Source organism: Euryarchaeota archaeon (genome assembly GCA_016207515.1).
GTDB lineage: Archaea > Thermoplasmatota > SW-10-69-26 > JACQPN01 > JACQPN01 > JACQPN01.
In genome coordinates this window covers 60,581-71,304 of the sequence record JACQPN010000010.1, presented here as the reverse complement: position 1 = coordinate 71,304, position 10,724 = coordinate 60,581, and the positions used below count along the sequence as shown (strand labels likewise).

The following is a 10,724-nucleotide window of genomic DNA, read 5'->3' as shown; positions in this document are numbered from 1 at the left end:
CCATGGAACGACTCGGCTGGCTATCGCAAGCCGATTACAGGCAACATCTCGTTGCAACGATAAATCAGTAAATGTGAACAGAAATGCTAAATAATCAAACACGAGAGTTGTCCAAACCACAGGGGTGCGCACCAACGCGCCTACAGTAGACGTCCTCTCCGGTGATCGTGTCTTTCTCGCAGATGGAATCCGCCATGACGCGGACGACGCCGAAATAATAACCATACGGCGCCTCACTCGTCCGATTCAGCCACGTCGTCAGGTTCAACTCGACGCGAGACCCGATAGGCAACGCCGATCCGACGGTTCGAAGCATCAACCGGTTGGTCTGATTGAGGTACGACCAAGTCAGTTTCGAGAGCGGCACGACGATCGGGTCGCCGCCGGCGAGACCTCGCACGACCTTGAGGCTCGCGTTCACATACGCGACCGTCTGATTCACCTCGGAGAGGTTCCTCGCGGCAAGAAGCCTCGTCCGGTTCGCGGTGAGGTTCAGTCCTTCAAGCGTGATCACCATTCTCTGCGGAAAAGTAAGCGTGCCGTCGTAACGCAGGACCTGGGTTCGATTGTAGGAAGCATTGATCAAGTCGAGAAGCGGCCCGATGTTCGGGAACAACGGCTCTACCTGCCAATCGCCCGAGACGTTGACCGTTCGTTCGTCGACGAAGTAGTAGGGCTTAAGCCCGTTGGTCACGGAGCCGAGAGTCGACTCGAGGCTTGTCACGATGGAGGAGTCCGTAGCGAGCGTGACGTTCGCCACTGTCGCGTCGCTCCATGAATTCTTGAGCGTCGAGATGGCCGTGGCGTGGCCTAGTGACCGGAACGCTTCGCTCGCGTTGTTCACGAGCGTCTCCGGAAAGTAGTAGAATGTGGTGTTCACGCGGCCTGTGCGGTTGTGGCCTTCGGTCGGAACGCTCTGGGAATTCGCCGTCAGGGTGTCGCGCGGCGAGCCCTCGACTTGGTCGAGGAGGTTTGGCAGTAGTTTGCTCGGATTTACGAATGTGAGATGGGTCGTCACGGCGCTTCCTCTGTTCGTGGCGCCGAAGTCGGCGGCGAGATTTTGGCTCGTGGGTGCAAGGTCTAGCAGGTGATTGAGACGCGCCGTCCCGTTCCACGTGAGGTTGCTCTTTCCGCTCACGTTCGCGGGACTGAACGTCGCGTCCGGCGCGAACCCGAGGATCTGACTCATCTTGAGAACACCGTGGCCTTGTTGCCACGCATTCGCGATCGTGACGTTCGTGTCGTCCCACGCAGGAACTGCGAGAGTCTTCAGATAGGACGTCGCGACGTACGGGTCGGTGACACCTTTCAGCATGATGAGGCTCAATAGGTCCACCGTGTCCCGGACCGCTTCGAGGGCGGGACTTGGCGCATCTGGGTTCCTGACGGCGACGATGAAATCGGGTTTCGGCTTCATGAGCGCCGCCGGCCCCGACGGACTTCCCGCAGCGGTACCGTTCATGGATTGATTCGCGGGCGCGACGCCAATGACCCAGGAACTGGCGCCAATCCCGGCCGCCGTGAAATAATTCGTCGCCGTGAATCCCGAGTGTTCGACGGGCGCTACGATGAGGAGCCCCCAGTCACGGGCCTCCGCGAGCTTCTTTTCGACGTTGGGCGTCAATGGATACCCGAGGGAATCGATGCTCACGATCCTGGCCCGTTCCCCGATGGCGGCGTCGATCGCCATCGTGAAATTCAGTTCCGTCTTCCGATCCCCTTCCAAAGTTCCGGTCTCCAATGGGACTTGACGGAAAACCTCCGTGACGTCGCCGACCACGCGCGGCAACGCCGCCTCGGCGCCGATGTGATAGACCTTGATTCCGCGCAGATCCAAGGGCAGGATATCTCTCATGATGAGTCGTTTGAGGCAGATCTTGTCCGGTACGCTCAAAGTCGTACCCAGGACTTTGAGAACACCGTTGACGTAGGTATTGGTTGCGAGGCTGTCGTGGATGCAGATCTTTACCTCGTCGCCGTCCAATAGGTCGGCAGCGATCTCTATCGCGACCGTGTTCAAGCCAAGCGTCGCGTTCGTACTCGAATAGAGGCGCGTCGTTACTTGCGTCTCCGATGCGCCGTCCACGTTCCAAATGGAGACGTTCAGGTTGTCCGCGGAGCGGTTCACGTCGTCGTCCGTCCATGAGAATGAGACGCGGACCACGTTCGATACGACGGGTGGATCATCGGGGTCCGTGCTCGTCGCGGAATCGAAGGCAGGCATCTCCATGGCGTACAAGTCGCGGATGACGGGCGTTATGTTACGCACACGCGCGACGACGTCGCCCGTGGTCTGGTTCAACGAGTCGTCGACTCTGACGCGGACCGGGAAATCCCCGACGCCGAAGAAGGCATGGCTCGGGAACTTCGTGGTGGAATTCGGAGTACCGTCCGCCCAGGACCAATTGTAGGAAAGATGTTGCCAGTCATCCTCGCCGTACTCATTCGTGAAGGGCGTTCTATTCTCTTTGTCGGAAAACGTGAAGGCGTTCCCGTAGTAGGTGGTCACGTTCCGGTTGACGGTCGTGCCCCCTGAGTAATATTGGAACCATGGATCCAGCCTCGCGACCGGGTGGCTGTTGGCGACGACGAAATAGCCGGATTCAGTGTCGGTCCAAGTTTCCGCCAATGTAGCCGTGGCCGTCCACGTGACGTTCGCACCGAACGTAAGTACCTCCGCCGGAATTACAGAGTATTTGAAATTCAGGCCTCCTTGCGGAGGAATCGCCTCGAAAAGATCGGCGGGATCGGGCAGCGGTTGCTGTCCGTTTACGAGCCAATCCAGCGCGAGTTCCGTGCAATTCGAACACTCCGCAAAGAAATACACGTCCGTAGTGGAGTTCGGCGTGCCTGGGTCTATGACCACTTGCTTGATCTCAGGATGCGGGCCACCGTGAGTGGCAGAAGCGAGCGGAACCAAGAACAAGTCCGAGGAAGGCGGTGGAAGGGAAATCCCCGACATCAGCAATATTAGCACAATTAATACTGCCCGCGCTCGCGCCCGCCCCATATTTACGGCCCACCACAAATACGCGCGCGCGTGCGCTTATAAAGTCAACGCTTGTTGGTGAACCAATGTTGGAGAACACGCACACAGGGTTTGGAGAATCTTCAAATACCGCGAAAACTACTCGCGGAGCGTGAGATTCGGGGGGCGCAGACCAACCATCGCGATCACCATCGTGATACTAGCCTTATTGAGTATTTTTCCTGCGCCCGCGAGCGCGAGCGACCAAGTGCCTCGGCCCGCCATCCTAATCGTCGGAAACGCTGGTCTCGGGATTGCCTGTGTTCCCAACGTCGCCAATGGCGTCGTTGGCGGATGCGGAACCGCGGACAATCCGTACGTGATAGAATCGTGGAGCATCGACGGGTCAGTGACGCCGGAGTGCTCCATGCAGAATGGCCTCTGTGGCGGGATCACTCTCAGCCAAACCACGGCCCATGTGCTCATCCGGAACAACCTTATTCGTCATCACAAAGTGGCCGAGATATGGCTTGATCGTGTGAGCAACGCGCGCATCGAAAACAACGTCATTGGCTCGACCGGGAGCTTCGTGGCCGGCCAGCAGGCCGGAACCGGAATCCTCATCTCCGACAGTCAAATCGTAACCATCTCCGATAACGATGTGCAATGCATTCTCGGTCCACCTGGATTCTCGAACGGCGTCGCGACGCTAGGGTCAAGCGGCGCCCTCGTACTGGGCGCGAATGATGTCTCCGGCTGTTATACGGGCATCAACATCAACTCGTGCGGAGGCATCCAGGCCACAGACAACTCGTTGACGTCGAATCAATATGGCCTAGTCATGTGGTGCTCGAACGTATCCTTGGAGGGAAACGTGATTTCGAACTCCGGTGTCCACGGCGTCAGCCTAAGCGGTGGAACGGGGCAGAACGTCACCATCAGTCACAACCTCGTCACGAACAACACGGGAATCGGCATCTACGTTGGTTCCACGAACGCCGCCGTCACCGACAACGTGATCTCTTACAACCTGGGCGGTGGACTTCGGGCCGGTGGCACGTCTGCCTTGAACACCTACTCTGGCAACAACATCTTCGGAAACTCGAATTACGGCGCCTGCGCGTGCTCGACCCTTGAATTAGACCTACGCGACAATTGGTGGGGGTCATCGTCGGGCCCGAGCGGAGCCGGCTCCGGAACTGGAGACGTCCTACTCGACAATCCAGGCGGAGAACCGCCACTATTCGACCCGTGGCTCACGTCGGCAAATCCCATGGCCGGCCCATAGTCACGGACCCACGACGCTTCAGGTGGACCGCCGTTGTCCCCACAGCCCATGTGAACCCCGAAGCGGTTTTTTCCAGGGTCACCGCGGCGCGCCGGCCCGCCGGCAGCCGAAAACTACAGGGGGTTTTTAGAGACGGCGTTCCCGTTTTTCTCAACCAGACGCAGGGTTCACGACACTGATCCCGACTTTCTTCGCGACTCGCGCAAGGGCTTTGTCGGCCGTCGCAAGGGTAGCGCCGCGATTCCTTGCCATGACAAGAAGCGCTGCGTCCCTTCCGCCGAGACCAAGCCCGCGATGCTTGGCAAGGAGGCGCGAACACTCGGAGACGACGGCGCCGGTCAATGGTTCCACTTCGCCCGGTTGAGAGAGAAAATCGTCGATGATCTCTTCGAGGCCCTCATCGACCTGACGCGAAAGATAGTGGAGGACCTCGAGCTGGACCGGGGCGGGAAGGAGGGCATCGTGGTCTTTCAAGAGGGCCGGTAGTGCCTTTTCGACCGCAGCGTGCTCTCTTGCTTCGGCGTCCAGAAAACAGATCCAGATGTTCGAATCGACGAGGATCAAGTCCGGGGCTCCCAGATCTGCTTCACGGCAAGCGGGTCCATGGGCTCTACGCCGCGCTTGCGGTTCTTGACGTTGATGGCACCGTTGAGCCTCCGAAGGGCTTCTTCCCTTTGAAGGGCCGGCCGGAGTAATACGCCGTCCTTCGTGGACTCGATGATGACCGGGCTACCCGGGGCAAGCCCTTGTTCCTCGCGGATCCCTCGCGGGATGAGGACCCGCCCCCTTTCGTCCACCGTCGTCGCCATGCATTCCCATTGTTTTTCCCACTATTTTAGGATTGTGGGAGAAAAAGTGGGAACGCGAACTGGTACATGTGGCGGCGAAGGGGTGCGGCATTCCCAAGAAGGCCCGCGTCAGATCGCATCCAGCGCCCGTTTGACGGCCGCCTTGATGTCGTCCACGTTCTCAAGTCCCACGGATATCCTGACGAGCCGGTCGGTGATGAACGTATCCGGTGTCTTGGTCTTGATGAGGATGCAGTAGACGGTTCCGCCGGGGACCTTGCCGTGCTCGTAAGACTCGTGGCCCCTCCCCGAACCCTTTATTACCAATCAGTAACATTCGTTTCTTATTGATAACATGCGATTCCATGGCGGGCTTGATTCGCTTCTACTGAACACGACGGCCGTGCGTCTCATTAGGACGCTTTCCCGTTTTCCCGGGCGCGAGTTCACCGGGCGCGAAGCCGCTCTCGAATCGGGCGCGTCCGTGCCTGCATCGATCCGCGAATTGAACCGGTTCCTGGAAAACGGCGTAGTAACGGTCCGGCGCGCGGGTAACGCACAACTCTGGCGTTGGAGGGAGGCCCACTATTTCACCGAACCGCTGTCCGCCCTGTTCGCCGCCGAACACGCGACGCTCGAGGCGCTCCGATCCGTGGTCGTGGAGGCTCTTTCCAATTCGGACGACGTGACTCGCGTGGTTCTCTACGGCTCCGTGGCAAGGGGAGACGAGAGGCCGGGCAGCGACATCGATCTCCTGGTCGTCGTGAGATCGCAACGGGCGAAGGCGGCGGTCTCCGCAAGACTTGATCGGTTGCGGGCCCGCATAGGCACCGGCTTCGGAAACGCCCTGTCCACGATCATCTACACAAGCGAGGAAGTTCGCCGAAAGAATCGACTACCCCTCCTGGAGAACATTGAAAGGGAAGGGATTGTCCTTATCGAACGAAAAGAATGAAGCGCGAGGCCCTACCGCGCGACATGGCGCGGGTCTACCTGGACAGAGCCGAAGAATTCGGTCGTGCCATGGACACGGCCGCCGAGCGCGGGGATTGGAGTGCTGCCGGCTTGGGTGCCATCCATTGCGTGATCTCGGGGCTAGACGCGATCACGACCACGTACGTCGGCGCGCGCTCGAGAGGCCCCGACCATCTGGACGTCCTCGATTTGCTGAAGGAAGCGAATCTCCAGGATGCCGCTACTCCCATGCGGCAGGCAAGACGCGTCTTGGAAATGAAGAACGTCGTCGAGTACGAGGCCCGACGCCTATCGGAGGCCGAGGGCAGGACTTTGCGCCGTGACGCGACGCGCGTCCTACACTGGTGCCGTCTTGTGATGGCGGTCCGACGGGACAGCCGCGGTCCGGCCGGTTGAAAACATCCACCAAGGCCCGATGCGCACAAGATGCCGCGGCGCCGTTGCGACTTGGGTATCTCGAATAATCGGCCCAGAGTGACCGCGTGCCTTTAGATCGCATCCAGCGCCCGCTTGACGTCCGCCTTTATGTCGTCCACGTTCTCAAGTCCCACGGATATCCTGACCAACCCATCCGTGATGCCGGAGCGTTCCCTCTCCGCTTTGGGGATACTCGCATGCGTCATCGTCGCCGGATGGCATATGAGGGTCTCGACGGCTCCAAGGCTCTCCGCCAGGACGCCCACCTGGAACTTCGGCGCCATCTTCTTCACGTTCTCGATGGTACCGACGTCGAATGACACCATGCCACCGAAGGCGCGCATCTGTTTCTTGGCGAGGGCGTGCTGGGGATGTGACGGTAATCCCGGGTAATGGACCCGCTTCACCTTTGGGTGCGTCGAAAGGAACTTCGCGATCTCCATCGCGTTCGAGGAATGGCGGTCCATCCTCAAGTGGAGCGTTTTGAGGCCGCGCATCTGGAGGAAACAATCGAAGGGAGACGGGACGGCTCCTGTCGCGTTCTGGATGTAGGCGATGCGCTCGGCGACGCGCTGGTCGGTCGTCGTGACAAGGCCGCCGATCACGTCCGAGTGGCCGCCGATGTATTTCGTCGCGCTGTGGACGACGACGTCGATGCCGAACGAGTGTGGCCGTTGAAGATACGGTGTGGAGAAAGTGTTGTCGACGATGGTGAGGATCTTCCTCGCCTTCGCGATCTCCGATATCGCTTTCAGATCGCAGAGGTTGAGGTTGGGGTTCGTCGGCGTCTCAAGGTGGATGGCCTTCGTGTTCGCTCGGATCGCGGCCTCCACGTTCTTGGGCGTGGAACTGTCCACGTACGTCGTCTCAAGGCCGAAGTCCTTCATTATCGTGGTGAGGAAGCGGTACGTCCCGCCGTAACAGTTCTGCTCCACGACAAGGTGATCACCAGATTTGAAAAGATGCGACAGGGCCTGTATCGCGCTCATGCCGCTTGCGAACGCGAACCCGCGCTTTCCGCCCTCGACGTCCGCGATGCACGCTTCGAGGGCTTGCCGCGTCGGGTTATGCGTGCGGCCGTACTCGTAGCCTTTATGCTCGCCGAGGTTAGCTTGGGCGTAGGTGGTCGCGGGGCTTATGGGAACGACGACCGCGCCGGTCTCGCCGTTCGGCGGCTGGCCTGCGTGGATGAGGCGGGTCTCGATGGCTTCCTTCTCTTCGTCCACGAGGCAACGAAGAGGGTCGCAAAAGATATAATTTGGCAAGGCCCGCCCCCGAGGCCCCCTCCGCCCGATGGGTCGATCGCCCGACATGCGCATGGCGAACGACGGCCACAAAGCCGGACGCCGCCATCCGCGAAACGCGACGACGCTTCCCACCCGGTAACGACGACATTATCTTTCCCGTCGCGACTCCAGGGCGGGTCGTCTCATTGGCCGGGTGGTACGTAAGCAGGGTCGAGTCCCTCCGAAAGGAGAAGGACGAGGCTTTCAAATCGGCCCCTTGGTCGCCGATCCCGGCTTCCGAAAGAGCCGCGTTCCATGGCCTAAGATATTTCCCCGTCGATGAGAGGCTCCGTTTCAGGTTGAAGCTCGACCGCAACGCTGCGGGCGAACGTATCGAGATGGGAACGAGCGACGGGGACGTCCGGGAGTACGAGAAGTACGGAAGGTTGCGCTTCGAGCTCGACGGGGTCGAGTGCGTCCTCCAAGGTTACGTTTCGCCCGAGCGCACCCGCGACACGCTGTTCATCGCGTTCAGGGACCTCACCTCGGGCAAAGAGACCTACGGGGCCGCCCGGTACCTCGACCTCGAGATGTCAAGCGACGACCATTTCGAGCTCGACTTCAACGCGGCGTACAATCCATACTGCGCCTACAACGAGGATTACAGTTGCCCGCTTGCTCCCATGGAGAACTGGTTGAAAGTCGGGATCCCCGCAGGCGAAAAGCTGTACAAGTGAAAAGCCGCGCGCGCGGGGAGCTACCGTAAAGTACCGCGATCGAAGGCCGCCCGGGGCCGCCTCAAGGCCTCTCGTGCCTATCTGCTATTGCGTCGTCGAACGAGGGCGCCGCCCGCGCAGGCGCAAGCGAGTGCGAGGAACCCTTCCAATGGGAGGTTCGGGACGGCCGTCTTCAATCCTTCATCCATCGGATCCGCCTTCGATCCCATGGGGACGTCCACGGTGATCGGCTGGGATTGCGGGCCTCCGACGATCCCCGATTCGAACCGGTAAAGACCCTCGGCTTCGAGCTTCAATCCCTTGAAGCGGACGATCAGCGTCTCGCCGGCCGGAAGGGTGACCAAACGGACGTCGTAGACGGAATCGTTGACGCGCAACCGGACCGTCGCCGTCCCCGTGGCGTTCCCCTGGTTCGATATCGTGAGCCTCGCGACGACCGAATCGCCGCGCAGGGGTTTTTCAGGCTCCAAAGCGAAGCCCACGAGCGCGAACACCGGCGCGTCACCCGACTCGTCGGGCTCTTCGCCGACACCCTCCACCACCGCCGACTGGCTCGATACGCCGATGGCGCCCGCGTCGTCAGTCACTTGGAGGGTGACCGTGTAGGCGCCGGGGGAGCCGAACCTGTGGGCCGTCGAACGACCGGCCCCGTCCGGCGTGCCATCGCTCCAATTCCACGAGTACGACACGATCCGTCCGTCCGTGTCCGATGAAGCGCTTGCATCCACGGTCATCGCCAATCCATCGACCGCGGCCACGAAGGCGGGTGTAGGCGGGAAGTTGGACTTCGAGACCGCCACATCCCGCACGACCGTACTGGAAAGACCTTCGTCGTCGATCACCTTGAGCGTGACCGCGTACGTTCCGGGCTCAGGGAACGAGTGCTCCGTGATGACGCCCATGCCAGCGGCGCTCGAGTCCCCCCAACGCCACTCGTAGGACACTATGGCCCCATCGAAATCCGTGGCGGACGAGGCGTCGACCTTCGCGACGAGCGCTCGCGTCGTGTGCCTGAAGTCGGCCACCGGCGATTGGTTCACGCTCGACACGACGATGTCCTTCGATGTCTTGGCACTCGCTCCCGCACCGTCTCTCACGGTAAGCGCGACGGCATACGTGCCTTCACTTTCGTAGTCGTGAGTCGCCGTTACGCCAAGGCCCGGGTCGGAGCCGTCGCCCCAATCCCACGAATACGACACGATGCTCCCGTCGGGGTCGGTCGAATCCGATGCGTCGACCGTTGCCGCGAGCCGCCGAGTGAGATGGTCGAAGGCGGCGACGGGTGCCTGGTTCGGCGGCTCGTGTCTCACGATCTCTGAAAGCGGCATCAACCCGCCAAAGCCTCCAAAGACCAAGGCGCGGTTCCCGACCCACGCGGCGCTCGACTGGTCGCGCCCGCTCGGAAGCTTCTCGGCCATGATGAAAAAAGTGTCGGACGATGGCGAGTAGCGAAGCACCTCGCGCAAGAGCAAGGTCCCCGTCCCCCCGCCGTAGACGTAGGCGTTAGCGCCGTTCCAAACAGCGCTCGTCTGGTCACGGGCGGAGGGCAACCTTGCGCCCATGGTCGTCACGGCCCCCACGGCGGGGTCGAAACGGAGCACCTCGCGTCGCAGGCTCACGTTGTCGAACCCGCCGAAGATCAACGCGGCCTCCCCGTCCCAGATGGCGCTCGCGTCGAAAAGGGGGTACGGCAACCTCGCCTCAAGTGTGGTGGCGACGCCGGTCCCCGGGTCGTACTGCACGATCGAATCGAGCGGCCCGGAAGGCCCGAGGCCTCCAAAGACCAGGGCGGTCGAGCCCGTCCAGACGGCGCTTGTGAAGGCGCGAGCGGTCGGAAGCCGTCCACCGTCCACGCGAAGCGAGGGAGCGTCTGGATCGAAGACCGCGATCTCATCGAAGAAAGAAGTGTGGTTGCGGCCCCCGAACACGTAGGCGGAGCGCCCGTCGGTCGCAGCACTTGAACCGTAGCGGCCGGACGGCAGTTTCACCGAGATCTGGGTCAAAGAATCGGTGGCGGGCGAGTAGGCGAGTACGGCGTCGAGCGCGCTTCCGTCGTTACCTCCGAACACGTAGGCGGTCCCAGTAATCCCCACGGCGGCCGATCGCGCTCTCCCGGTCGGAAGGACCGCCCCCGCAAGCGAGATGCCGCCCGTCTCGTGCGAGGCTTGGGCCTGGCTCCACCCGGGGGTGAGCGTCATGAGCGCCACCATCAAGACGATGACGAGACCATCGGCCCCTTTCCGTCTCAATATTTGTTTCGCCCTCTCCTTAGGTCGTGGCCCACGGTATCACGTCTAATTATAACCAACGGAATGCCCAAAGAGG

Annotated in this window: 10 protein-coding genes; 4 read left to right on the top strand and 6 right to left on the bottom strand. The window is 61.0% G+C overall.

The annotated features are described in order from the left end of the window. Window positions 1-94 precede the first annotated feature (94 nt). Window positions 95-2,866, bottom strand: coding sequence for a hypothetical protein (locus tag HY556_04840; GenBank protein ID MBI4393112.1), 2,772 nt, complete (start codon window positions 2,864-2,866; stop codon window positions 95-97). Window positions 2,867-3,140: 274 nt separating this feature from the next. Here HY556_04840 and HY556_04835 point away from each other — a divergent pair, with 274 nt between their 5' ends. Beyond that, window positions 3,141-4,256 (top strand): right-handed parallel beta-helix repeat-containing protein, encoded by a 1,116-nt coding sequence (locus HY556_04835; protein ID MBI4393111.1) that lies wholly within the window; start codon window positions 3,141-3,143, stop codon window positions 4,254-4,256. Window positions 4,257-4,406: 150 nt separating this feature from the next. Here the strand turns inward: HY556_04835 and HY556_04830 are convergent, their stop codons facing one another. The 3 genes from HY556_04830 to HY556_04820 all read right to left on the bottom strand — a co-directional run bounded on the left by HY556_04830 (window position 4,407) and on the right by HY556_04820 (window position 5,371). Beyond that, window positions 4,407-4,820, bottom strand: coding sequence for a PIN domain-containing protein (locus HY556_04830; GenBank protein MBI4393110.1), 414 nt, complete (start codon window positions 4,818-4,820; stop codon window positions 4,407-4,409). Beyond that, the gene (locus HY556_04825) at window positions 4,817-5,065 is read right to left on the bottom strand and encodes an AbrB/MazE/SpoVT family DNA-binding domain-containing protein (GenBank protein ID MBI4393109.1); all 249 of its coding nucleotides are present in this window, start codon (window positions 5,063-5,065) and stop codon (window positions 4,817-4,819) included. The genes HY556_04830 and HY556_04825 overlap by 4 nt, the downstream gene beginning before the upstream one ends. 108 nt (window positions 5,066-5,173) lie before the next feature. Next, window positions 5,174-5,371 (bottom strand): PLP-dependent transferase, encoded by a 198-nt coding sequence (locus tag HY556_04820; protein MBI4393108.1) that lies wholly within the window; start codon window positions 5,369-5,371, stop codon window positions 5,174-5,176. 28 nt (window positions 5,372-5,399) lie between these two features. Between HY556_04820 and HY556_04815 the strand changes: the two genes are divergently transcribed. Continuing rightward, the gene (locus HY556_04815) at window positions 5,400-5,999 is read left to right on the top strand and encodes a nucleotidyltransferase domain-containing protein (GenBank protein MBI4393107.1); all 600 of its coding nucleotides are present in this window, start codon (window positions 5,400-5,402) and stop codon (window positions 5,997-5,999) included. After that, window positions 5,996-6,415, top strand: coding sequence for a hypothetical protein (locus HY556_04810; protein ID MBI4393106.1), 420 nt, complete (start codon window positions 5,996-5,998; stop codon window positions 6,413-6,415). The genes HY556_04815 and HY556_04810 overlap by 4 nt, the downstream gene beginning before the upstream one ends. Window positions 6,416-6,507: 92 nt before the next feature. Here the strand turns inward: HY556_04810 and HY556_04805 are convergent, their stop codons facing one another. Then, window positions 6,508-7,749 (bottom strand): PLP-dependent transferase, encoded by a 1,242-nt coding sequence (locus HY556_04805; GenBank protein MBI4393105.1) that lies wholly within the window; start codon window positions 7,747-7,749, stop codon window positions 6,508-6,510. A gap of 119 nt (window positions 7,750-7,868) precedes the next feature. Between HY556_04805 and HY556_04800 the strand changes: the two genes are divergently transcribed. Further along, window positions 7,869-8,399, top strand: a complete 531-nt coding sequence (locus HY556_04800; GenBank protein ID MBI4393104.1) for a DUF1684 domain-containing protein — start codon at window positions 7,869-7,871, stop codon at window positions 8,397-8,399. A gap of 77 nt (window positions 8,400-8,476) precedes the next feature. Here the strand turns inward: HY556_04800 and HY556_04795 are convergent, their stop codons facing one another. Beyond that, a complete protein-coding gene (locus HY556_04795) occupies window positions 8,477-10,648 on the bottom strand; it encodes a PKD domain-containing protein (GenBank protein ID MBI4393103.1) in 2,172 nt (723 codons plus the stop codon). Window positions 10,649-10,724: the final 76 nt, after the last annotated feature.

Coding starts and splice junctions, on each gene's coding strand:
- HY556_04810 (MBI4393106.1), top strand. CDS start 5,996: ATGAAGCGCGAGGCCCTACCGCGCGACATGGCGCGGGTCTACCTGGAC.
- HY556_04825 (MBI4393109.1), bottom strand. CDS start 5,065: ATGGCGACGACGGTGGACGAAAGGGGGCGGGTCCTCATCCCGCGAGGG.
- HY556_04815 (MBI4393107.1), top strand. CDS start 5,400: ATGCGATTCCATGGCGGGCTTGATTCGCTTCTACTGAACACGACGGCC.
- HY556_04805 (MBI4393105.1), bottom strand. CDS start 7,749: ATGTCGGGCGATCGACCCATCGGGCGGAGGGGGCCTCGGGGGCGGGCC.